Origin of the sequence: Microbacterium sp. 2FI (genome assembly GCF_005502885.1) — a bacterium.
GTDB lineage: Bacteria > Actinomycetota > Actinomycetes > Actinomycetales > Microbacteriaceae > Microbacterium.
This window is the reverse complement of record NZ_SCMR01000001.1, coordinates 153,842-175,928: the sequence shown is the minus strand read 5'-3', so window position 1 is coordinate 175,928 and position 22,087 is coordinate 153,842. Positions and strand designations below refer to the sequence as shown.

Sequence of the window (22,087 nt, the reverse complement as noted above, 5' to 3'; positions counted from 1 at the left end):
ACAGATCACCCCGCGGGCGCGATGACCCCCGGCAGGCTCCACACCGCGAACGCCGGGCCCTCCGCCGACAGCAGCACCGCGCCGTCGTCGGCCACCGCGAGGGTCGCGTCGCCGAAGCGGGCCTCGGCAGCCGCCGCGCCCGGCAGCGCGCCGGGCGCGAGGTCGGCATCCGCTCCCCCGCGCGTAGCCAGCACGAGGATCGTCTCGTCGGCCGATTCGCGGACGAACGCGACCGTCTCGTCGTCGATGTGCACCCAGCGGAATCCACCGGTCGCGAGCGCCGGGTGCGCGCGACGGAGCGCGATGAGGTCGCGGTACAGCGCGAGGCGCTCGGCGGTCGCGGGCTCGCTCTCGCTCCCCCACGGCATCGGCGTGCGGCTCATCTCGCCGTCGACCCCGAGCGCCCCGAACTCGTCGCCGGCGAACACGACCGGCAGCCCCGGCAGCGTCATCGAGAGCCCTGCCGCGACCGGCACGGTTCCGGCTGCGGCGTTCGTCGCGAAGCGGGCCGTGTCGTGCGTGTCGAGCGGCTGCATGTTGCCGAGCCGCACGCGCCACGGGATGCCGGCAGTGAAGCGCACGACGGCCTCGGCGAAGTCGGCGGCGGTGTAGCGCGGGATGCCGCCCACCGGCTGCCCGAAGAACCAGGCCTCGGTCACCTCGTCGTCGTCCGACGTGATGTACGGCGCGCCGTCGGGCGTGCTCAGCCATCCCCACACCGGCCGCGTGAAGCTCGGGTAGGTCATCGCGCCGTGCCAGCCGTCGCCCTGCAGGTCGCTCGCGGCGTCGTTGGTCGACTCTCCGAGAAGGATCGTGTCGGGGTTGATGGCGAGCATCGTCTCGCGGAAGAGCTGACGCACCTCGGCGTTGAGGTCGACGGCGCCGAGGCGCCCCGTCATGTTCGCGACGTCGATGCGCCAGCCGTCGGCGCTGTACGGCGGCTTCAGCCACTTCGCGACGATCGAGTCCTCGCCCTCGATGAAGCGGGCGCGGAGCTCCTCGGAGGCCCAGTTGAACTTCGGCAGGCTCGGGTAGCCGAGCCACGACTCGTACGCGGTGTTGGCGTCGTCGGTGAAGTAGTAGAACTCCTCTTCCGGCGCTCCGGGGTGCCCGAACGCCGCCTGGAACCACTCGTGCCGATCGCCGGAGTGATTGCTCGTGAGGTCGCCGATCACGCGGATTCCGCGCGCGTGCGCCGCCTCGATGAGCCGGATGTACGCCTCGTCGCCGCCGAGCAGCGGATCGACCCGGTCGAAGCTCGAGGCGTCATAGCGGTGGTTGGAAGCGGCCGGGAACACCGGCGTGAGGTAGAGCAGGTTCACACCCAGCGACACGAGGTGGTCGAGCTTCTCGGTCACCCCGTCGAGGTCGCCGCCGAAGAACTGCTGCGCACGCCCCGGCATGACGGGGTCGAGGGCGTCGCCCCACTCTGCGGGGATCGCCCAGTCAGGCAGCTCCCGGGCGCCTGCATGCTCCGACCGCGCGAACCGGTCGGGGAACACCTGGTACATCACGGCGTCGTAGAGCCATGCCGGCGGCGCGGGAGTGGCGACCAGCGCGAAGTCCTCGGCGTCGAGCGTCTCTATGCGGTGCAGCCCCGTCTGGTTCAGCCACTCCACGGCCCCGTTCTCGAGCTGCAGCATCCACCGATAGCCGTGCCGGGGATTGCGCACCGTCACGGGCGCCTCCCACCAGTCCCAGCCGTCCGATTCGCCGAGATGAACCGCGTCGGACCACTCGGGCTCGTGATCGGGGTTCGAGCGCGTCCGCACGACCGCGAGCGGCCCGTAGCCGGCGGGAACGCGCAGTCGCACCGTGACGACGTCGCCGAGCGCCGGCGCGAGATCCGAGACGTGCAGCGGCGAGCCGTCGTGGTGAGGAAGGAGCGAAGTCATGCCGGACCTTTCGGGGATTCACACGGCGGCGCCGCGCGGGAGCGGGATCACTGCGACGTGGTTGCACGGCGTGATGCCATGACAGAGCCCTCAGGTTGTTCTTCGGTTGTGAGGTCGATTGTGGCACGCCGGGGTGAGCGGATGCTGCGCCTCAGCGCACGCTGTTCACGACTGCGCTCCGACATGGATCGCCGCCGCAGCGAGAGGCTCGAGCGCGAAGCGTGCGACACCGTCGTCGACCGTGAATGCGAGGCCCCGGCATCCGTCGCCTTCGACCGGGTCGCGACCACCCGTGACGACGTCGCAGTACTCGCCCGCGGGCATCGTGGTGGGGATCTCGATCGTCGCAGCCAGACCTCCGGGATTGACGGCGACCACGCCGCGGCCCTCACGCTCGAAGCCGTAGGCGCCGTCCGCGCGCACGCCGTCGAGTCGGGGCGCGTCGCCGACCGCCGCGCGGAAGGCGAGCATCCCGCCGATCGCCGGCCACGCCTGCACGCACGTGCGCTCCCCGTCCGGGTACGACGCGGCGGGCCCCGTGGCGTCGGCGCACGATGCCGCGAGCACGCGGCCGTCGGCGTCTGCGGGAGCGCCGGCATCGCGGTCGCTGAACGCGTAGCCCGAGTACACGACCGGCGTGCCGTAGTCGTCGGCGAGCATGAGCGCGTTCGCGATCACGTAGAGCGCGCCGTCGCGGGCGGTGACGTCCGCCTCGCCACGCTCGGTGTCGTGATTGTCGACGAACACGATCGCGCGGTCTGCGGGCACGTGCTGCGGGCGCTCGTCGCCCTGCGGCGGATCGTTGACGATGCCGCTGGCGAGCGCCGGGCCGAGGTCGCGCGCGTAGGTGAACTCGAAGACGTCGCCGAAGCCGGTGTACTCCTCAGGCGTGACCGGCTCACCTCCCCCGCGGATCACTTCGCTGAGGATGCGGGTGCCCTCGGGCAGTTCCGCGACGATCGCGGCGACGTCGTCTGCCGCCATGTGCTTGGCAGCGTCGATGCGGAAGCCTGCGACGCCGAGCGAGAGCAGATCGTCGAGGTAGGCGCCGATCGTTCCCCGCACGCGATCACTCGCGGTGTCGAGATCGGCGAGGTTCACCAGCTCGCACGTCTGCACCTGCTCGCGCGAGGTGTAGTCCGCGATGTCGTCGTTCGGCGTGAGGCCGCAGCGGTGGAAGTCGTCGTCGCCGTAGATGCCCGGGTAGTCGTAGTGCTCGTAGGCCGAGCCCGCCCACCCCACACCCGGGGAGTCCTGTCCCGTCATGTGGTTGATCACGGCATCCGCGATGATCGCAACGCCGGCCGCATCGCATCGCGCGACCATGTCGGCGAACTCGTCGCGCGTGCCGAGCCTGGACTCGACCGCGTAGCTCACCGGCTGGTACGACGCCCACCACTCGTCGCGCACGATGTGCTCGTTCGGCGGCGAGGTGAGCACCCACGCGAACCCGTTCGGGCCGAGCGTCTCTTCGCACTCCTCGGCGATCGAGACCCACGGCAACTGGAAGAGCTGGATGCCGACGTCGGGCTCTCCGGCCTGCTCGTCGGGCGCGGGCGCCGCACACCCGGCCATCGCGACGAGGGAAGCCGCGGCGAGCGCCGCCGACAGCATCCGCATCGCGCCGGGGATGCGCCGGCGGCCGCTCACGCGGGACTCATCCCTTGGTCGCGCCGGCCGTGAGGCCTCCGACGACGTAGCGCTGGAGGAGCAGGAACACGATCAGGACGGGGATCGCCGCCATCACAGCGCCGGCCGAGAACGCCGACCAGTCCGCGTACCGCGGGTTGGAGACGAGCTTGACCATGCCGACAACCAGCGTCTGCTTCTCGGAGTCGATGAGGATGACGCTCGCGATCACGTACTCGTTCACGATCCCGATGAACGACAGCAGCCCGACGACCGCGAGGATCGGCGCGACCAGCCGCAGGATGATCGTGAAGAAGATGCGGGCGTGGCCCGCGCCGTCGATCTTCGCGGCCTCGTCGAGCTCCTTCGGGATCGTGTTGAAGAAGCCGTACATGAGGAACGTGTTCACGCCCAGCGCGCCGCCGAGGTAGACGAGGATCAGGCCCGTGTGGGTGTTGAGGCCGATCGCGGGGAACCAGTCGCCGATCGAGGTCATCAGCAGGAAGATCGCGACGACGGCGAGCAGCTGCGGGAACATCTGCACCACGACGATCGTGGTGAGCCCGACCCGGCGACCCATGAACCGCATACGCGAGAAGGCATAGGCCGCGAGTGCCCCGATGAAGACCATGACGAAGCCGGTCACGATCGCGATGATCAGGGTGTTGGCGTACCACTGGGTGTACGGCACCTGCGGGTCGGTCAGCATCCGCACGTAGCTGTCGAGGCTCCACGCCGAGAACAGCTGGTTCGATCCCGTCAGGGTTCCTCGGGGATTGAGGGATGCCGACAGCACGTACAGCAGGGGGAAGACCGCGAAGATCGCGACGACAATGGCGATGACGTGGCGCCAGCCGTCCTCACGGAACCAGCGGCCGAAGGGGCGGCGCTTCTCGCCCTTCGCGCGCTTGACGGGCTTGTTGCCTGCGGTGCCGTCGGAGTAGAGGTTGACCTCTTCGGACGTGGCGCCCATGAAGACCTGCTGTGTGATCCGCTTGCCCATCGTGGGCTCGGCGCGGGGTGCTGGATTCTCGCTCATGTCAGTTCAGCTCCTCGAGTGCCTTGGTGCGGCGGAACGAGACGATCGCGATCACCGCGACCACGATGAAGATCAGGATCGTGAACGCCGATGCGAGCCCGTAGTCGCGGTTCTGCCCGGTGAAGGCGACCTTGTAGACCATCGAGATCAGGATGTCGGTGTGTCCGACCGGTATCGACACATCGGAGAATCGCGGCCCACCGTTGGTCAGCATGTAGATCAGGTTGAAGTTGTTGAAGTTGAACGCGAAGGACGCGATGAGGATCGGCGTCACCGTGACCAGCAGCAGCGGGAACTTGATGCGTCGGAAAGTCTGCCACGCGTTCGCGCCGTCGACCTTGGCGGCCTCGGTCAGCTCGTCGGGAATCGCCTGGAGGGCGCCCATGCAGATGAGGAACATGTACGGGAAGCCGAGCCACAGGTTCACCAGCAGCACCGAGATCTTCGCGACGAACGGATCGGTGAGCCAGGGCACCTCGGCGCCGCCGAGCAGCACCTGGTTGATGAATCCGAAGCTCTCGTTCATCATGCCGCGCCAGATGAGAGCGGAAAGGAACGCGGGGAACGCGTACGGGAGGATCAGCAGGATGCGGTAGATGTTGCGTCCGCGCATCCGCTTGGACTGGAAGGCGACCGCGAGCAGGAGTCCGAGGGCGAACGTGGTGACGACCGAGACGATCGCGAAGACGAAGGTCCAGACAGTCACCGCGAGGAGGGGTCCGCGGATCGAGGTGTCGGTGAGGGCGCGCACGAAGTTGTCGAACCCGACGACGATCTGCCAGCCCGGGAGCAGCTCTTCGCCGTCCTCCGAGGTGAACGCGCCGGTGCCGATGTCGGTGTACACGACGCCGGTGTTCGTGTCGGTCATCGTGCCGGCCTGCTCGTCGTACTCGAGCGTCGAGACGTAGAGGTAGCCGTTCTGCCCGTCGGGCGTGCGGATAGCACCGTCGTTCGGGTCGTCGCTGAACGGAACTGCGAGCTCGGTGATCTCGTCGCTGCGGGCGAGCACATCGGCGAACTGCAGGGTCGTCCACCCGTCGAGGGCAACGGCCTTGTCGCCGTCCATCTCGGCCCCGTCGGCGGGGCTCAGCGGCTCGGTCGCGGTGCCGACGCTCACGTCGCCGTCGGTGGGGTCGGTGACGAGCAGCCCGAGTTCGTTGAAGCGCTCGACGACGGTGACACCGTAGGTCGGCGAGTCGGGCACACGCTCGAGCGCCGAGCTCATCAGCGACGAGACGGCCTGCTCCTTGGAGCCGTTGTGCCCGGTTCCGTAGTTGGTGAACCCGATGTAGCCGGTGTAGACGAGCGTGAACACCTGGAAGACGATCAGGAGCAGCACCCCGGGGATCAGGTACTTCGGGGCGATCTGCTTGCGTGAGAAGTAGATCCAGTTGACGAGGATCGTGACGGCGACGACCCCGGCGAGGACGAGCCACTCTTCGGCGCCGAAGAGGACGAACACCGCGTACACGGCGACGGCGTCGACGATCGCGAGCAGCAGGATCTTCAGCAGCAGCCAGCGTGTGCGGCCGCCTGCCGATTCGGCCATCGAGGCCGCCCGGCGCTGGCGCGCGGTCGGCGGCTTCTCGTCCACCGCCGTGTCGGTCATCTCAGTCATGCGTCGTCCTCGTCGTGTGTACGGCATCGCCGGGGCGGATGCGTTCAGCATCCGCCCCGACGATGTGGATCGCAACCCCCGTGGGGGCATGCGGTCCGCGTATTACTGGATGGCGGCCGTCACGTCGTCGACGAGCTTCTGCCACGTCGCCGTCGGGTCTTCGCCGTTGATGATCGCAGCCTCGGCGACACCCCAGAACGCCCAGACCGAACCCATGGCCGGGATGGCCGGCATCGGGACGGCGTCGCCACCGACGGCCTGGAAGCCGGCGATGATCGGGTCGCTCGCGGCGGCGTCAGCGGCAGCCGTCAGGGCGGGGAGGATGTTGCCGGCCTCGAAGAGCGAGAGCTGAACGTCTTCGGTGCCGATGTAGTTGACGAGGAAGTCGTTCGCGGCGACCTTGTTCTCGGACTCCGACGAGACGAAGAAGCCCTTGACGCCGGCGAACGGCTGAGCGACCTCGGCGGTGGGGCTGGGGATCGGGTCGATCGCGACGTTGATGCCGCCGTCGATGGCCGCGCCGACGTTCCACGGGCCGGTCAGCCAGAAGGCCGACTTGCCGGTGAGGAAGTTGTCCTTCGCGATCTGACCGTCGATGTCGGTGTTCAGCGTGCCGGCGGCACCCTGGGCTGCGAGCCAGTCGGCGAAGGCGAAGCCGCCCTCGCTGCCGAGCTGCAGGTCGGTCGGGTCGTAGCTGCCCGAGTCGTCGGTGCCGAAGACGGGGGCGCCGAACGCGGTCTGGAACGGGTACAGGTGGTACGGGTTGCCCTCGGCGCCCTGCTCGACGACGAACGGCTGCTCGAGACCGGCGGCCGTGCCCTTCGCGATCATGTCGTCGAAGTTCGCTGCCGGCTCGGGGATGATGTCGGCGTTGCGCAGCACCGCGATGTTCTCGACGGCGTACGGGAGCATGTAGACGGTGCCCTCGTAGGTCGACGCCTGGAGCGCGACGGGGAGGTAGTCGGCCGAGCTGTCGCCCAGCTCGAGCGGTGCGACGGTGCCGTTGGTCGAGAGCTCGCCGAGCCAGTCGTGCGCACCCATCGTGATGTCGGGGCCTTCGCCGGTCGGAACCTGCTGGATGAAGTCATCCTTGATCGTGTTGACGTCCTTGCCGACGAGCTCGACCTCGACACCGGTCTCTTCGGTGTATGCGTCGGCTGCGCCCTGCAGCGCATCGACGCGCTCGGCGTCGACCCAGACGACCAGCGAGCCTGCGGCTTCGGCCGGCTCGCTGGTCTCGCCGGCGGAGCCGCCGCTCGCGCAGCCTGCCAGAACGATCGCGCTGGACGCGATGACGGCGCTCAGTGCCAGCGCGCCCTTCATGTTCACCTTCATCGGTGTGCCTCTCTCAAAGTGCTTTCGGATTGTCCGGCCTCAGCCGGCGCAGAGCACCGTTGAAGACCGTCCTTCGACTTGCAGGGGAATGCAAGCGCTTACATTCTTACCCGGGATCCTCGATTGTGCAAACGGCAGGACCCATTCGATATCAGGCTGTGACCATCGGCGGGTCCATGCAATCGCTTGCAAATCCGACGAAAGTACGAACGGATGCCGCGCGGCGCGGCCGCAGCGGGCCCGGCACTGCCCGCAGCCCTGCGGATAGAATGCCCGGCATGGCTGATTCCTCTTTCGACATCGTGAGCAAGGTCGACCACCAGGAGGCCGAGAACGCCCTGAACCAGGCGCGCAAGGAGATCGAGCAGCGCTACGACTTCAAGGGCACGGGCGCCTCGGTCGAGTGGAGCGGCGAGTCGGTGCTCATCAAGGCGAGCACCGAAGAGCGCGCGAAGGCCGTCCTCGACGTCTTCCAGTCCAAGCTCATCAAGCGCGGCATCTCGCTGAAGAGCCTCGAGTCGGGCGAGCCCTTCGCCAGCGGCAAGGAGTACCGCATCGTCTCAACGATCAAGGACGGCATCTCGTCCGAGAACGCCAAGAAGATCTCGAAGATCATCCGCGACGAAGGCCCCAAGGGCGTCAAGTCGCAGATCCAGGGCGACGAGCTGCGCGTACAGTCCAAGAGCCGCGACGACCTGCAGGAAGTGCAGCGCATGCTCAAGGCCGCCGATCTCGACGTCGACCTGCAGTTCGTCAACTACCGGTAGCCCCGGCACGACCGGGCAGCCTCACGGGAGCGCGGCGACCCACCGCTCGAGCTCGGTGTACGCCTTCACGCGGGGTTCCTGCCGCGATAGGAAGACGTCGTGGATCGCACCGTCGATGCGCGCGATCGTCACGAGTGACCCGATGCGCGTGGCGCTGCGCGCGATGTCGTCGACGACGAGCACCGAGTCGGTCGCGGCCATTGCGTCGTTCCACGAGAACGCCGGCGTCGACCGCGCGGACAGCAGCACGAGCGCCGGACACCCGACATCGACCCCCGACGCCACGCGCCGGTGACCCTCGATGATCGCCGCGAGCCAGCCCGGGTGCGTGGGGAAGCCCTGCGGCGGCCGCCACTCGGATCGATACCCGTCGACGGGAAGCGCCCCGACCTCGGTCTGCGCGCGCGTGTAGAAGCCTAGGTCGACCGCGGGGTGCGTGCCGAGCGGATCGAACCGCGCCCGCATCCCCACGATCGGGGCGATCGCCTGCCGGCCGAGGGCGCCGAGCTGCAGCTCGAGCCACGGGCTGTTCAGCACCAGCGCGCTCGCGCGCCCCGGGTGGCGGGCCGCCCACAGCGTCAGCGTGAGACCCCCGGTCGAATGCCCGAGGAGGATGAGGCGACGCCGGGATGCAGCATCCACCCCATGCCCGATCGCGGTGAGCGCCGCGTCGATGTCGTCGTCGTACTCGTCGAGGGAGTCGACGTAGCCGGGCACCTGATCCGGTCGGAGGCTCCGGCCGTACCGGCGCAGATCGAGGGCGTGGAAGCGCGCACCGAGGTGGTTCCAGAAGCGGGCGAGCTCGGTCTGGAAGAAGTAGTCCGACCAGCCGTGCACGTACAGCACGTCGATGTCGGCCGCCGGGCGAAGGAAGGAGAGCAGCGGATTCGGGATGCTGCGCACCACCGTCGCGACCGGTCCGTCGGCGCCTTCGAGCGGCAGCGTGAGCTGCTCGAACGGCTTGCCGAGGATGTCGGGCACCCAGTTGCGGGACACACGCCCAGCCTAGGGGGACGGCTCGGGGCGGTGCGGCTCTCGCATCTCGGAGGGGATCGACAATCTGCCCGTAGCCGACGCGGATCACGTGGTACCCGAGGAGCACGAGCGCGGCATCGTGCGCGATGTCGGCCTCGCGCTGCCGCCCGACGTGGTGACCGCCGTCGATCTGGAGCACGAGGCGATCCCCGATCAGGAGGTCGACCCGGTGGCCGTGGATCCAGATCTGGCGACGCAGCGGCAGCCGCAGCCACAGCAGCCTCGGCACGACGAACGTCTCGAGGCCGGAGTCCGAGAAGGGCTGCGCCGAAGCCAGGAGCCGTCGCGCAGCCGGGCCGAGATCGAGCCGCTCGAGCGCGCTGCGCGGCACGAGATCCTTCTGGAGCGCGGACTCCCACACCGCGAGCGCGGACTCGAACGGCTGGCACACGGCGACGAGGCCGAGCACGTTCTCGACGGGGTCGGCCAGGAGGTCGGGATGCCTCGGCACGAGCGGCACGGCCCAGTGGATCGTTCCGCGCATCGAGGTCACGCGCCCGGCGTGCGGAGGTGCGCCGACGTGCGGCATGCCGTCGTCGAGCACCCACAACCCGAGGCGCTGCGCCTGGGTGATGCAGGTGACCACGACTCCGGCGCGCGCGGCTGCCGCGAGATGGGGATCGGCATCCGGATTCGCGACCCAGCCGTTGCGCAGGCGCGTCAGCACGCCCGCATGCACGGCCCCGTCGATGTGCGCGCGACTGAACCCCGCGTCGCGCAGCACCCGCACCCGGACTACGCCGCCGCGCCTGCGCACTTCGGCCGCGAGCCGGTCCGCGGTGAGGAGCAGCTGCGGCGGCATCCTCCGAGTATCGGGAGAGCCGCTCTCATTCCGCCGCGGATGTCCAGGCCTGTGGACAGCGAGGCCCTGAACCACGACTGGGGAGGATGCGGCCCCACGGCGGCACGAGTGCTCGCATTTCGGAGGAGATCCGCGAAACGGAGGACGGATGCCGCGGCATCCGTCCTCCGTTCTGCCGATCTCCTCCGTTTAGCACGCGCCGCAGCACGCGCACCCCGGCTACTCGCCGCGCGAGATCCGGATCATGTCGTCGCGCGGGACCACCTTGATGCGTGCCCGCTCGTGCGGGGCGCCGAGGGCCATCTCGTGCTCGTCGAGGCGATGCCAGCCGTCGAGGTCGGTCCAGGCGACGCCGCGCTCGGCCAGGAGCGCCGGTATGGCGGCCTCCGAGGGATCGGACGGCTGCCACCACGAACCCTGGTCGTTGATGAGGTGGCGGACGGTCTCCATCGCGTCGGACTTCGTGTGGCCGATGAGGCCGACCGGGCCGCGCTTGATCCAGCCGGTGGCGTAGACGCCGGGCACGCGCTCGTTCGAGTCCTTGCGCAGCACCTGGCCCTCGTGGTTGGGGATCACGCCGTGGCGCTTGTCGAAGGGGACGCCCGGCAGCGGCGAGCCGAAGTAGCCGACGGCGCGGTAGATCGCCTGGATCGCGACCTCGCGGATCTCGCCCGTGCCGACCACTCCGCCTTCGCCGTCGGGGCGCGTGCGCTCGTAACGGAAACCCGCCACACGACCCTCGTCGTCGGTGACGACCTCGAGCGGCTTGGCGTAGAAATGCAGGTGCAGACGACGCGACGCCTCGCCGCCGGCATTGTTGGCCGAGGGACGCTTGCGCCACGACTGCAGCACGCGGTCGATGACCATGACCTGCTTGTTGCTGGCGACCGCCGCGCGCGACGCATCGTCGTAGTCGAAGTCCTCGTCGTAGACGACCATGTCGACGTCGCGGAGCTCGCCGAGCTCGCGCAGTTCGAGCGGGGTGAACTTCACCTGGGCCGGGCCGCGACGCCCGAACACGTGCACGTCGGTGACCGCCGAGGCGACGAGCCCGGCGTGGACGTTGTCGGGGATCTCGGTCGGCAGCAGGTCTTCGGCGTGCTTGGCGAGCATGCGGGCGACGTCGAGCGCGACGTTGCCGTTGCCCACGACGGCGACGGATGCCGCATCCAGCGACCAGTCGCGGGGCACATCGGGGTGCCCGTCGAACCAGCTGACGAAGTCGGCCGCACCGTACGAGCCCTCGGCATCGATGCCGGGGATGTCGAGGCTCGTGTCGCGGATCGCGCCGGTCGAGAAGATGACGGCGTGATAGTGGTGCTTGAGGTCTTCGAGGGTGATGTCCTCGCCGAACCGCACGTTGCCGAAGATGCGGATGTCACCGCGGTCGAGCACTTCTCGCAGCGCCGTGATGATGCCCTTGATGCGCGGATGATCGGGCGCGACGCCGTAGCGGACGAGACCGTAGGGAGCGGGAAGCTGCTCGAACAGGTCGATCGAGACGTCGAACTTGCGCTCGGCCTTCAGGAGGATGTCGGCGGCGTAGATGCCGGCCGGGCCTGCGCCCACGATGGCGAGACGGAGCTTGGTCATAGGTGCTCTCCGGGGTTCAGCTGGAACGGTCGGCGACGGCGCGCGCGAATCGGGTCAGCGCCTCGCGGACCGCCCCATCGGGCAGCGGCGCGAGGGCCTCGACCGCCTCGTTCGACCACGCGTGGGCGAGATCGAGGGTGGCCTGAGTGGCGTCGTGGTCGCGCAGGCGCGCGAGCGGCTCGTCGAGGAGCGCGGGATCGGCGCCGTCCGCGATGCGCGCGACGCCGGCGTCGATCTCGGCGACGAGCGCGCGCGAATCGTCGTCGGTGCGCTGGCCGAGCACCAGATACGGCATCGTCGGGACTCCCGCCCGCAGATCGGTGCCGGGGACCTTGCCGGTCTCGTCAGGGTCGGCAGACAGGTCGATGACGTCGTCGAGCAGCTGGAATGCCACGCCGGCCTTCTCGCCGAACGTCACCATCGGCTGCTCGAACTCGCGCGGGCCGTTCGAGAAGATGACCCCGGCCTGCGCGGCGGCGGCGATGAGGGATCCGGTCTTGTCGGAGAGCACCTGCAGGTAGAACGCGACCCGATCGTCGCCGTCCTGCGGACCGACCGTCTCGTGCATCTGCCCGAGCACCAGCCGTTCGAAGGTGTCGGCCTGCAGGCGGATGGCCCGGTCGCCGAAGCGCGCCATGATCTGGCTCGCACGCGAGAAGAGGAGGTCGCCGGTGAGGATCGCGACGTTGTTGCCCCACACCGCGTGCGCGCTCGGCACACCGCGACGGCGGTCTGCGGCATCCATCACATCGTCGTGGTACAGGGATCCGAGATGGGTCATCTCGAGCGCAGCCGCGCCGTCGATCACGTCGTCGTTGGCGCCGTCGCCCAGCTGCGAGGTCAGCAGCGCCAGCATGGGCCGCACGCGCTTGCCGCCGGCCTCGTAGAGGTAGCGGCTCGCCGCGTCGGCGAGGGCATCGGTCACTCGCAGTTCGCGCTCGAGCGCGCGGTCGACGCGCTCGAGGCCTGCCTCGACCGTCGCCAGGAGCTTGCGCGAACGCGGTCCGGCGAAGATGCGGTCGGACAGACCCAGCTTGCCCGCGATGTGCGGGCCGGACGCTGAGGGAGTCACACGCACAGCCTACCGGGGTGCGCGCAGCGCACAGCCGCCGTGAAGTCAGCGCGCGAGGGGCTTCACGGCCCGGTGCAGTGCCACGATGCCCATCGACAGGTTGCGGTGGGCGACATCGGTCCATCCCGCCTCGCGGATCCACGCCGACAGCGTCGGCTGGTCGGGCCAGTCTCGGATCGACTCGTTGAGGTAGTCGTAGGCCTCGGCGTTCGAGCTCATCGACTTCGCGACCACGGGGAGCACCCGGTCGTTGTAGAAGCGGTAGAGCCCGTTGAAGGCCTTCGACGGCGGATGCGAGAACTCGCACACCACGAGCCGGCCACCCGGGCGCGTCACCCGCAGCAGCTCGGCGAGCGCCTTCTTGGGCTCGTTGACGTTGCGGAGCCCGAACGACATGGTCACCGTGTCGAACTCGGCGTCGGCGAACGGCAGATCGGTCGCGTCGGCCTGCACGAACGAAAGGTTCGGGATGCCGCGATGGCGGCGCCTGCCCTCCGCGATCATTCCCGGTGAGAAGTCGGCGGCGACCACGAACGCCCCGCTGCGGGCCAGGGCGACGCTCGAAGCACCCGTGCCTGCGGCGAGATCGAGGATGCGCTGGCCGTAGCGGGGGTCGACGGCGCGCGTGGTCGCCGCGCGCCAGAAGCGGTCGTTGCCCATGCTCAGCACCGTGTTCGTGCGGTCGTAACCGGCGGCGACCTGATCGAACATGCCGCTCACGCGCGCCGGATCCTTGTACAGATCGGCGCGGTTCGGCTCGTGCTCGGGCGCGTGCGGACTCACGCGTCGAGTCTAGGCCGGGTCAGGAGAGGCCGAGGGCGTCGAGCCGTTCCAGCCATTCCCGAGCTGTGCGCTGGTCGAAGGGCGCCGTCTGCGCACGAACCCGCGCCTCGAGGTCGAGGGCCAGCGCCTCGAGGCGCTCGACGACCTCGCTCGGGTACCCGTAGGCGACTCGGTGCTCGTCCCACTCGTCGCGGTCGTCGACGTACACGCCGGTGTCGGCGCGGTCGACGACATCGAGATCCATGTCGATGCCGCTCGGCTCATCGCCCTGCCACCGGATGTCCCACCCCAGGTCGATGTAGACGCGGGTGCGGTGCGGCGATGCGTTGTGCGTATACGCGTACTCGCCGTTCGGGTCGACGAGGGTGACATTCGGATGCTCGGGCACGAAGTCGCGACCGGGTCGCGAGCTGTGCCAGCCGGGCAGCTGCCCGAACCAGTCGCCCCACTGATCACGGCCGAGATAGACGCACTCGTGCACCCAGTGCGGGCCGCCGTCCCACTTGCGCCAGCGGAACATGAGCCGGGTGCCGGGGTCGGGAGGAATCGCGTCGTTCACGGCGCGATTCTAAGCGCAGCGTCCTCCAGCGGTGCGCGAGTCTAGGCTGGAGGGGTGACCCGTCCGCCCCTGCGCACCCCGCGGCTGCGGGTCGTCACACGCGAGATCGAGGCCGTCGACGACGTGCTCGAGTTCGCCTCACCGCACGATCCCCTCTTCTGGGGCCGCCGCGGCGATGCGATGGTCGGATCCGGCTCGGTCCTCGAGGTGGCCGTCGCGGGCGGGGCGGCAGAATCGGACGTCGCCGAGCAGTGGCGCAGCCTCGCCGCGAACGCCGAGATCGACGACCCCGTCGGCGCCCCGGGCTCAGGACTCATCGCGTTCGGCTCGTTCGCGTTCGATGCCCGATCGGCGGCCTCGAGCATCCTCACAGTGCCGGCGGTCGTCGTCGGCCGCCGCGGGCGGCGATCGTGGGTGACGCGCATCACACGCGACGACCAGCCCGAGTCGCCCGACGCGACGTCGACGACTGACGCGCTCCCCGAGCCGACGCCGTTCGGGCCGTACTGGTCGGCGACGCTCGGGCCCGGGGCGCTCGGCCCCGACGCATACCAATCCGCCGTGCGCGCGGCGCTCGCGGTCATCGCCGCCGGCGAGGCCGAGAAGGTCGTGCTCGCGCGCGACCTCGCCGGCACGGTACCTGCCGGATCCGACCTGCGCCGCCTGGTCCGCGCACTTTCATCGGGCTATCCCGACTGCTGGACCTTCGCCGTCGACGGGCTGGTGGGTGCGAGCCCCGAGACGCTCGTGACGGTCTCGGGCGGAACGGTGACCGCGCGCGTGCTCGCCGGCACGGCGCCCCGCGGCGCCGACGCGGACGCCGACACCGAGGCCTCGCTCACGCTCGCAACGAGCGCGAAAGACCTCGACGAGCACGAGTACGCCGTGCAGAGCGTGCTGGCGTCGCTGCGGCCGCACACGAGCGCGCTCGCCGCGAGCGAGCAGCCGTTCACCCTCAAGCTTCCGAACGTGTGGCACCTCGCGACGGACGTCGAGGGCGAGCTCGCGGGCTCCGCCTCGTCGCTGGATCTGCTGTCGGTGCTGCATCCGACGGCCGCGGTGGCGGGCACGCCGACGGATGCTGCAGTCGAGGTGATCCGCCGGCTCGAGCCGTTCGACCGCGGGCGCTATGCCGGACCCGTCGGCTGGGTCGGCGCGAACGGCGACGGCGAATGGGCTATCGCGCTGCGCTGCGCGCAGTTCGACCTGCACGCCGTGCCCGTCGGCAGCGCCGACGCGATCCCCGTCACCGCGCACGCGGGCGCCGGCATCGTGGCCGGAAGCGACCCCGAGTCGGAGATGCTCGAGACGCGCGTGAAGTTCCGCCCGATCGTCGACGCGCTGGCGTAGGCGCGCTGGTCCCTGAGCGAGGAGCGCAGCGACCGAGACGAAGGGCGTCTCGCTGCGCTCGCTCAGCGACCCACCGGTCCCTGAGCGAGGCCGCGAAGCGCCCGAGACGAAGGGCGGCGTCAGGACTTCCGCGGGCCGAACAGCATCCGCGCGAGCAGGAGCATCATCGCGGCGAAGCCGCCGACGAAGGCGAGCGGCGCCCACCACCAGCCGACCGTGAAGACGAGCACGACGATCACGACGAAGGTGACGAGCCAGATGACGGCCGAGTAGATGCCGAAACGCGCCCCGGTCTCGGGTTCGTCTTCGAACCGCGTGCCGATGCGAGCGGGGTCGAGCTGCGCCTGCCGTACCCAGGCCTTGTGCCGATTCGTCTGCGATGCGAACAGGAAGGCGAAGAGGATGATCGAGCCGATCACGCCGAGCGCCGCGAACACGACGCACCAGACGGGAAGCGCACCGAGGGCGACCACGAGCGCGAACCCGAGGCCGTATGCCCCGAGCAGCGTGGCGAGGAAGTAGCCGGCCGCACGGTTCTCGGGCATCGGGTGGTTGGTCGTCGTCTCCTGCGAGAGCGAGTCTCCGACGAGGAGGGCGAGACCGGTCGACGCCATGCCCAGCAGCCCGATGATGGGCCCTGCCGGCAGCACACCGGTGGCGCCGAGCACCGCGAGGGTCGTGCCGACCACGAAGACGAGCGACCAGACGACGGCCCGCACCACGAAGCCGGCCTTCGGGCGCACGCGGTGGCGGAGCTGAAGCGCCGCGTACGAACTCGAGGCGTGGGGGACTCCGACGGCCACGTCGGCTCCGTCGAGCAGCTCGCGTACGTCGCCGAGCTCGCCGAACGCCGCGCGTGCGGCATCCGACGGCGATGTTCCCGCGCTCTCGAGCTCGTCCACGCGGGCGACGAGGTTGGCGCGGACTTCTTCCTTCAGGTCCTGCGCGTCGGGCGTCATCTCGATGCCCGAGAACGCCTCGTCGAGCAGGCGGTGGATGTCGGTGTTCATGGCTTTTCCTTCACGTCGGTGCTGTTGAGATCCAGGAGCGCGTCGATGATCCGCTTGGTCGCGATCCACGCCCGGACGTTGCCCTGGTAGACCGCGCGGCCGGCGTCGGTGATCCGGTAGTACTTGCGGCGGCCGCCCTGCGTCTCGTCGCCCCAGTACGACTCCACGAGCCCGTCCTTCTCGAGGCGGCGATATGTCGCATAGAGGGTCGCCTCTTTGATCTCGTGGTCTCCCCCGGTGGCATCGCGGATCGCCTTGTAGATCTCGAACCCGTAGCGGTCGCCGGGCCGCAGCACGCCGAGCACGATCGTGTCGGTGTGCCCGCGCAGAAGATCTGCGGCGAAGGCGTCGTCCTGTGTCATGGCAAGTACTGTATCAGACAAAGTACTTGATCGAACAGATTCGCCCGACGTCGAGCATGGACCCTCAGGTCGCGGCGAGGCGCGCCTTCTCGACGGCGACATCGAAGGTCGCCACCGGCCACTGCGGGTCGATCCCCTCGAGCGCCTCGAGCAGCAGGTCCTGCACCGCCAGGCGCGCGTACCACTTGCGGTTCGCCGGCACCACATGCCAGGGCGCGTGGTCGGTCGAGGTGCGCTCGAAGACCGTCTGGTACGCGTCCATGTACGCCGGCCACAGCGCCCGCTCGTCGACATCGCCGGGGTTGTACTTCCAGTGCTTGTCGGCGCGGTCGAGCCGCTCGGTGAGCCGCGCCTTCTGCTCGTCGGACGAGATGTGCAGCATCACCTTGACGATGCGGACGCCGACATCCGTCAGCCGGTTCTCGAAGTCGTTGATCGCGCCGTACCGCCGCTCGATCTCCGCTTCGGGGACGAGAGAGCGCACGCGGCCGATCAGCACGTCCTCGTAGTGCGAGCGGTCGAAGACGCCGATGAAGCCCGGTACCGGCACGCGCTTCTCAATGCGCCACAGGAAGTCGTGCGCGAGCTCATCGGGCGTCGGCTTCTTGAACGCCGTGATCGAGACGCCCTGCGGGTCGACCGCCCCGACGACATGCCGCACGATGCCGCCCTTGCCGGCGGAGTCCATCGCCTGCAGCACCAGCAGCACGGCGGCATCCGTCGCCTCCGCGCGGCTCTGCGCGAACAGCCGCTCCTGATACTCGTCGAGCTGCACGGCACCCGCCGCGAGGTCGTCGGCAGCGGCATCCTTGCCGGCGTCGTAGCCCGGCGTCGCATCGGGATCGACGGCGCCCAGACGGAAGCCGTTCCCCACGCGCAGCAGGTCGCCGGCCTCACCGGTCCAGTTCTTCTGACTCTTCGCCGTCATGGGCCCATCTTGGCGGGCGGACTGCCGACCACGAAAGGGCGACGACGGATGCTGCGCTCAGCGCGCCAGCGGAACCTCGATGATCTGCCGACCGCCGACCGGGGCCGTCAGCGCCTGATCGAGCGCGGTGCGCGTCGTCACCCGCTGGTACTCCCACCCGAACGCGAGCGCGAGCTGCTCGAAACGCGCGGTCTGCGGCGTGTAGAGCACGCGATCCATGGCGGCGGGCGCCGCGACCGCCGCCACCTCGAGGTCATCGAAGATCGTGCCGCCGCCGTCGTTGCCGACCACGACCTGAATCCGGGGCTCCGATTCTCCCGGCGGCAGGAGCAGCGCGCCGACGTCGTGGAGAAGGGCGAGATCGCCCAGGAGGACACGGGTGACTCCCGGAGCGCCGCCCGCCTGGCTCGCCAGCGCGACCCCGAGCGCGGTCGCCACCGTGCCGTCGATGCCGGCGAGCCCGCGGTTGGCGTGCACTGGGACCTTCTTGCCGCCGAGCATCGCATCGGCCACACGCACGAGCCGCGACGAGCCGAACACGAGGCGGTCGTGCGGCCACGTCGCCCGCCACAACGCGTCGACGAGGCCGGGGCGGTCGAGGGGCCGGCGGATCGTCGCGAGCTCGGCGGCGATCGCGCCGAGCCGCTCTTCGGGCACCGCCGACGACAGCGCCTGCGCATCGGGTGCATCGGGCGAGAGATCGACGGATGCCGCACGCGAAGCCTGCAGCCACGCGCCCAGCCACTCCCGGTCGACTGCCCCCGTGGCGACGGCGATCTTGTCGACCGCGCTCGTCGCACCGTTGAGGTTGAGCGGCTCGCCCGGACCGCGCAGGGCCACGACCTCGATCTCGGCGTCGGACAGCAGCGCCGCGGATTCGCGGCTGAGCGTCGGGTGGCCGAGCACGACGATCCGCTCGACGCGGCCGCCGAGGTCGGCGTCGGCGAGAATCCCGCGATAGCCGTGGACGAGATTGCGGCCGAAACGTGCACCGCTGACGATCTCGGCGACGAGCGGCCAGCCGCCGACGTGGGCGAGCTCTTCCGCATCGGGACCGGCATCCGCACCCGCGATCACGATCGTTCGCGGACCCCGCACGAGGACGAACGGCGCGTCCTCGGCTTCGATCGGCACGTCCGACTCACCGATCCCGCCGCCGCCCTGATAAAGCGCACCCGAGATCTCATCCTCGGCGAGCGGGTCATCGGCCGGGGGCGGACCGTCGGGGTCTTCGTCGGCGGCGGTCTCGAGTTCGACGGCGGGCACCCCCATCCACCCCGGCAGGGATCCTGCGAGCGGCTCGCGGAACGGCAGGTTCAGGTGGACGGGTCCGGCCGAGCGGAGACCTTCGCCGAGGGCCGCGGCGAACGCCTCTTCGGCGACGGTGCGGAGCATGAGGCTCTGCTCGGAATCGCCGGACGGATCGGGCTCCTCCGGAACCGGCAGATCCGCCTCGTAGCGCATGCTCGGCGAGAACATGCCCGGCTGCCGCGTGGTCTGGTTGGCGCCGACGCCGCGGAGCTCGGGTGGTCGGTCGCCGGTGAGCAGCAGCAGCGGCACACCGGCGTGATGGGCCTCCAACGCCGCCGGCATCAAGTTCGCCACGGCGGTCCCGGACGTGCAGATCAGCGCGGCCGGCACGCGACTCTCGCGGCCGATGCCGAGCGCGGTGAAGCCCGCCACACGCTCGTCGATGCGGACGTGCAGGCGCACGGCGCCCCGCTCCTCGAGCTCAGCGGCCACCAGAGCGAGCGCCTGCGAGCGCGACCCGGGGCTCAGGACGATGTGCTCCACGCCGAGTTCGACGAGGCGGCCGAGGAGCGCTGCCGCGGCGTCGGTCGCGGCGGATTCCCGCCGGCGCTCTGTGCCCGCCACGGTCAGCCGACGGCGCCGCGCTGACCGCGGGTGTCGTCGTCGCCGTCCGCCGGTCGCGCCGGCGGCTCGGCTGCTCCGCCGGCGTTGGGGGTCGCAGGCGGTTCTGCTGCGGGAGGCGCGGCATCCACGCCGAGCTGCGTCCACTTCGGATCGTCGTCCTCGGCGTCGAGCTGGGCGAGCTCTTCCTCGAGGCGGCGGATGCGCTCGTCCTGGTCACTGACGACGCCGAGCTTTCCGAGGAACTCGGGATCGTCGTCGGGAGCGCGGCGCGTGGCGACCGTCGATCGCCGGGTGCGGCCGAGCGCGAGCCACATGAGGCCGCCGAGCACCGGGACCAGGACCACGATGAGGATCCACACCGGCTTGCTCACCCCACGGTGCCGTGTGGGCGGCTGGACAGCACAGTCCACGATGGTGAAGACCCAGAATGCGGTCGCCACCAGGGCCAGTATCAGCAGCACCCGAGGCATCTTCCCATCCTAGGTGGCCCTCGTCCGCCCTGGCCCCGCTCGTGACCGAACCGTCGCCGGAGATCGCACCGCCGCCGACTTAGGATGGACGGGTGAAAGCGCGCTCGGCCCTTGTCTACACGGTGCTGCGGCTGCTGGCGTTCCTCGTTCCCTTCGGCCTGCTGATGCTGCTGCCGATCATGCGCGAGTACTACTGGCTCGCCGCGATCTTCGCCGCGCTCATCGGCCTGAGCCTGTCGGTGCTGTTCCTGCGCCGTCCCCTCGACGACATGACCAGCGGGCTCGCAGCTCGGCGCGCCACCGCCGCGAAGACGGTGAGCGACGAAGAGGCAGAGGATGCCGCGGCGGACGCCGCTCCCCCGGCATCCGATCAGCCCCGCGACTGATCAGCGGCGCGAGCGGCCGATCCAGCCGAGATGGGTGTGCTCGAACGCGTCGGGGAGCTTCAGCCCGTAGCCGAGGGCGCGGTCCACGCCGACGTGGAAGGCCCAGCACAGCGCCAGCATCCCGCCCCACCATGCCAGTGGCGCGATGCCCCACAGCGCGATGATCGCCGCGGCGCCGACGATCGCGGGGCCGGTGTAGTTGTGGACGAGGTTGTAGCCGATGGCACCGGCGCGTGTGGATCGCAGGTAGCCGAGCATCGACAGATCGAACACGAGGAACGCCGCGAACGGAATCCACCACCACTGCGGAAAGAGCACGATCGAGGCGACCAGCGCCGCGATGGCGATCGCCCCGCCCTCGATGCGCTCGATCACGACGGGGCCGGTGACATCCGTCCCCGGGTGCACGGCCTCGTCGGCGACGATCTCGTCGGCTTCGGCCGCAGCCAGGGCTTCGGCGGAGATCAAGGGCTCATCCGCCTCGCGGCGGGACACGGCATCGGCATCCACACCGTTCAGCGTAGCGACGGCGTGATCAGCCGATGAACGCCCACAGCAGGAAAGCGCCGAACGCGATCGAGGTGAGGGACGTGAGTCCCAGAGCCACGACGAGCTCCTTCGGGTCGCGGTAGGTCCAGACGATCAGGATCGCCGGCAGCGCCGCGAGGAGCGCGAGGAGCGTCAGCCACGCGATCGGGTAGAACAGGGCGAGGACGATCGCGATGCCGAACGGCGCGAGCACGAAGATCGAGAAGATCCAGCGCGTCGCCGTGCGGCCGACGAGCACGGTGAGCGTGCGCTTGCCGGCAGCGCGGTCCTGGTCGATGTCGCGCAGGTTGTTCGCGAGCAGCACCGCGCACGCGAGGAGTCCCGCGCCGACGGCGCCGAACCAGGCCTCCTGCGGCAGCGAGGGCCCCGCAGGTTCTGCGGCCGTCTGCACCCAGGTCGTGCCGAGGGTGGCGACGAGACCGAAGAAGATGAAGACGACGACCTCGCCGAGACCGTAGTAGCCGTAGGGGCGCTTGCCTCCGGTGTAGAGCCACGCCGCGGCGATGCAGACCGCGCCGACGGCGAGGAACCACCACTGCTGCGTGCGGATCGTGAGCGCGAGACCCGCGAGCGCGGCGATCGCGAAGAAGACCAGGGCGACGATGAGGACCGTACGAGGCTTCGCCTTGCGCGAGGCGGTGAGACGGGCGGGTCCGACGCGGTGGTCGTCGGTGCCGCGGATGCCGTCGCTGTAGTCGTTGGCGTAGTTCACGCCGATCTGCAGCGACGCCGAGACGATGAGGCAGAACAGCGCGATGACCCAGTGGAACTGATCGATCACGAGCATCGCAGCGCCGGTGCCGATGAGGATCGGCGTCACCGCGAGCGGAAGGGTGCGCAGCCGCGCGGCGCCGATCCAGTCGCGCGCGGTCGCGGGCTCGACCTTGCGAGGGTCGCGCGACTCGGTGCGCTTCTGCGGGTTGCCGCGCGCGGGCTGCTTCTTCGGACCCGTGCTCTTGCGCTTCTTGCTGGAGGTTCCTGCCACGAGGGGAAAGCATAGAGGGTCACGCGATGCGCGGCACCGAACTGT

At 69.9% G+C, this 22,087-nt stretch carries 20 protein-coding genes and 1 pseudogene; 3 read left to right on the top strand and 18 right to left on the bottom strand.

Translation table 11 applies throughout. The annotated features are described in order from the left end of the window. Positions 1-5: 5 nt before the first annotated feature. The 5 genes from FFS15_RS00790 to FFS15_RS00770 all read right to left on the bottom strand — a co-directional run bounded on the left by FFS15_RS00790 (position 6) and on the right by FFS15_RS00770 (position 7,516). Complete coding sequence (locus FFS15_RS00790) at positions 6-1,895, bottom strand: glycoside hydrolase family 13 protein (RefSeq protein ID WP_137843098.1); 1,890 nt, start codon at positions 1,893-1,895, stop codon at positions 6-8. 165 nt (positions 1,896-2,060) lie between these two features. Next, positions 2,061-3,545 carry an alpha-amylase family protein gene (locus tag FFS15_RS00785; protein ID WP_137843097.1) on the bottom strand — a complete coding sequence of 495 codons (1,485 nt, stop codon included), beginning with the start codon at positions 3,543-3,545 and terminating at the stop codon, positions 2,061-2,063. A gap of 7 nt (positions 3,546-3,552) precedes the next feature. Next, positions 3,553-4,563: a sugar ABC transporter permease gene (locus FFS15_RS00780; RefSeq protein ID WP_249353610.1), complete on the bottom strand. Its 1,011-nt coding sequence runs from the start codon at positions 4,561-4,563 to the stop codon at positions 3,553-3,555. A gap of 1 nt (position 4,564) precedes the next feature. Continuing rightward, positions 4,565-6,172, bottom strand: a complete 1,608-nt coding sequence (gene malF, locus FFS15_RS00775; protein ID WP_137843387.1) for a maltose ABC transporter permease MalF — start codon at positions 6,170-6,172, stop codon at positions 4,565-4,567. A gap of 111 nt (positions 6,173-6,283) precedes the next feature. Then, entirely contained in the window at positions 6,284-7,516 is a 1,233-nt protein-coding gene (locus tag FFS15_RS00770) for an extracellular solute-binding protein (protein ID WP_137843096.1), read from the bottom strand. Between the two features lie 278 nt (positions 7,517-7,794). On the opposite strand from FFS15_RS00770, the gene FFS15_RS00765 reads away from it, so the two are divergent. Beyond that, positions 7,795-8,283, top strand: coding sequence for a YajQ family cyclic di-GMP-binding protein (locus FFS15_RS00765; protein ID WP_137843095.1), 489 nt, complete (start codon positions 7,795-7,797; stop codon positions 8,281-8,283). A 21-nt stretch (positions 8,284-8,304) separates the two neighbouring features. Here FFS15_RS00765 and FFS15_RS00760 read toward each other — a convergent pair whose 3' ends face one another. The 6 genes and pseudogenes from FFS15_RS00760 to FFS15_RS00735 all read right to left on the bottom strand — a co-directional run bounded on the left by FFS15_RS00760 (position 8,305) and on the right by FFS15_RS00735 (position 14,127). Then, the gene (locus FFS15_RS00760) at positions 8,305-9,279 is read right to left on the bottom strand and encodes an alpha/beta hydrolase (RefSeq protein ID WP_137843094.1); all 975 of its coding nucleotides are present in this window, start codon (positions 9,277-9,279) and stop codon (positions 8,305-8,307) included. 73 nt (positions 9,280-9,352) lie between these two features. Continuing rightward, positions 9,353-9,802: pseudogene (locus FFS15_RS18780) on the bottom strand (DUF559 domain-containing protein); the annotation flags it as partial. A 537-nt stretch (positions 9,803-10,339) separates the two neighbouring features. Then, positions 10,340-11,713 (bottom strand): FAD-dependent oxidoreductase, encoded by a 1,374-nt coding sequence (locus FFS15_RS00750; protein ID WP_137843093.1) that lies wholly within the window; start codon positions 11,711-11,713, stop codon positions 10,340-10,342. Positions 11,714-11,729: 16 nt separating this feature from the next. Beyond that, positions 11,730-12,785, bottom strand: a complete 1,056-nt coding sequence (locus FFS15_RS00745) for a polyprenyl synthetase family protein (RefSeq protein ID WP_137843092.1) — start codon at positions 12,783-12,785, stop codon at positions 11,730-11,732. Between the two features lie 45 nt (positions 12,786-12,830). Next, positions 12,831-13,568: a bifunctional demethylmenaquinone methyltransferase/2-methoxy-6-polyprenyl-1,4-benzoquinol methylase UbiE gene (gene ubiE / locus FFS15_RS00740; protein ID WP_283205743.1), complete on the bottom strand. Its 738-nt coding sequence runs from the start codon at positions 13,566-13,568 to the stop codon at positions 12,831-12,833. A gap of 19 nt (positions 13,569-13,587) precedes the next feature. Next, on the bottom strand, positions 13,588-14,127 hold the full coding sequence (locus FFS15_RS00735; RefSeq protein ID WP_249353608.1) for a DUF402 domain-containing protein: 540 nt from the start codon (positions 14,125-14,127) through the stop codon (positions 13,588-13,590). Positions 14,128-14,181: 54 nt separating this feature from the next. On the opposite strand from FFS15_RS00735, the gene FFS15_RS00730 reads away from it, so the two are divergent. Further along, positions 14,182-15,477, top strand: coding sequence for an isochorismate synthase (locus FFS15_RS00730; protein WP_137843091.1), 1,296 nt, complete (start codon positions 14,182-14,184; stop codon positions 15,475-15,477). A gap of 119 nt (positions 15,478-15,596) precedes the next feature. Here FFS15_RS00730 and FFS15_RS00725 read toward each other — a convergent pair whose 3' ends face one another. The 5 genes from FFS15_RS00725 to FFS15_RS00705 form a co-directional block, all read right to left on the bottom strand. After that, entirely contained in the window at positions 15,597-16,487 is an 891-nt protein-coding gene (locus tag FFS15_RS00725) for a permease prefix domain 1-containing protein (protein ID WP_137843090.1), read from the bottom strand. Then, a complete protein-coding gene (locus tag FFS15_RS00720) occupies positions 16,484-16,849 on the bottom strand; it encodes a PadR family transcriptional regulator (RefSeq protein ID WP_137843089.1) in 366 nt (121 codons plus the stop codon). Before FFS15_RS00720 ends, FFS15_RS00725 begins: the two co-directional genes overlap by 4 nt. A 64-nt stretch (positions 16,850-16,913) precedes the next feature. After that, a complete protein-coding gene (locus FFS15_RS00715) occupies positions 16,914-17,777 on the bottom strand; it encodes a PPK2 family polyphosphate kinase (RefSeq protein ID WP_137843088.1) in 864 nt (287 codons plus the stop codon). A gap of 57 nt (positions 17,778-17,834) precedes the next feature. Continuing rightward, complete coding sequence (gene menD, locus FFS15_RS00710; RefSeq protein WP_137843087.1) at positions 17,835-19,652, bottom strand: 2-succinyl-5-enolpyruvyl-6-hydroxy-3-cyclohexene-1-carboxylic-acid synthase; 1,818 nt, start codon at positions 19,650-19,652, stop codon at positions 17,835-17,837. Positions 19,653-19,654: 2 nt separating this feature from the next. Next, complete coding sequence (locus FFS15_RS00705) at positions 19,655-20,122, bottom strand: PLD nuclease N-terminal domain-containing protein (protein ID WP_137843086.1); 468 nt, start codon at positions 20,120-20,122, stop codon at positions 19,655-19,657. A 92-nt stretch (positions 20,123-20,214) separates the two neighbouring features. Here FFS15_RS00705 and FFS15_RS00700 point away from each other — a divergent pair, with 92 nt between their 5' ends. Further along, positions 20,215-20,508, top strand: coding sequence for a DUF4229 domain-containing protein (locus tag FFS15_RS00700; RefSeq protein ID WP_137843085.1), 294 nt, complete (start codon positions 20,215-20,217; stop codon positions 20,506-20,508). Here FFS15_RS00700 and FFS15_RS00695 read toward each other — a convergent pair whose 3' ends face one another. Both FFS15_RS00695 and FFS15_RS00690 read right to left on the bottom strand, forming a co-directional pair. Then, a complete protein-coding gene (locus FFS15_RS00695) occupies positions 20,509-21,018 on the bottom strand; it encodes a DUF4260 domain-containing protein (protein ID WP_249353606.1) in 510 nt (169 codons plus the stop codon). A gap of 25 nt (positions 21,019-21,043) precedes the next feature. Further along, the gene (locus FFS15_RS00690; protein WP_137843084.1) at positions 21,044-22,042 is read right to left on the bottom strand and encodes a 1,4-dihydroxy-2-naphthoate polyprenyltransferase; all 999 of its coding nucleotides are present in this window, start codon (positions 22,040-22,042) and stop codon (positions 21,044-21,046) included. Positions 22,043-22,087 lie beyond the last annotated feature (45 nt).

What these genes read in the sequence shown, in the direction of transcription:
- FFS15_RS00705 (WP_137843086.1), bottom strand. Translation starts at nt 20,122, where the DNA reads ATGCCTCGGGTGCTGCTGATACTGGCCCTGGTGGCGACCGCATTCTGG.
- malF (WP_137843387.1), bottom strand. Translation starts at nt 6,172, where the DNA reads ATGACCGACACGGCGGTGGACGAGAAGCCGCCGACCGCGCGCCAGCGC.
- FFS15_RS00750 (WP_137843093.1), bottom strand. Translation starts at nt 11,713, where the DNA reads ATGACCAAGCTCCGTCTCGCCATCGTGGGCGCAGGCCCGGCCGGCATC.
- FFS15_RS00765 (WP_137843095.1), top strand. Translation starts at nt 7,795, where the DNA reads ATGGCTGATTCCTCTTTCGACATCGTGAGCAAGGTCGACCACCAGGAG.
- FFS15_RS00725 (WP_137843090.1), bottom strand. Translation starts at nt 16,487, where the DNA reads ATGAACACCGACATCCACCGCCTGCTCGACGAGGCGTTCTCGGGCATC.
- FFS15_RS00780 (WP_249353610.1), bottom strand. Translation starts at nt 4,563, where the DNA reads ATGAGCGAGAATCCAGCACCCCGCGCCGAGCCCACGATGGGCAAGCGG.
- FFS15_RS00790 (WP_137843098.1), bottom strand. Translation starts at nt 1,895, where the DNA reads ATGACTTCGCTCCTTCCTCACCACGACGGCTCGCCGCTGCACGTCTCG.
- FFS15_RS00720 (WP_137843089.1), bottom strand. Translation starts at nt 16,849, where the DNA reads ATGACACAGGACGACGCCTTCGCCGCAGATCTTCTGCGCGGGCACACC.
- FFS15_RS00770 (WP_137843096.1), bottom strand. Translation starts at nt 7,516, where the DNA reads ATGAAGGTGAACATGAAGGGCGCGCTGGCACTGAGCGCCGTCATCGCG.
- FFS15_RS00715 (WP_137843088.1), bottom strand. Translation starts at nt 17,777, where the DNA reads ATGACGGCGAAGAGTCAGAAGAACTGGACCGGTGAGGCCGGCGACCTG.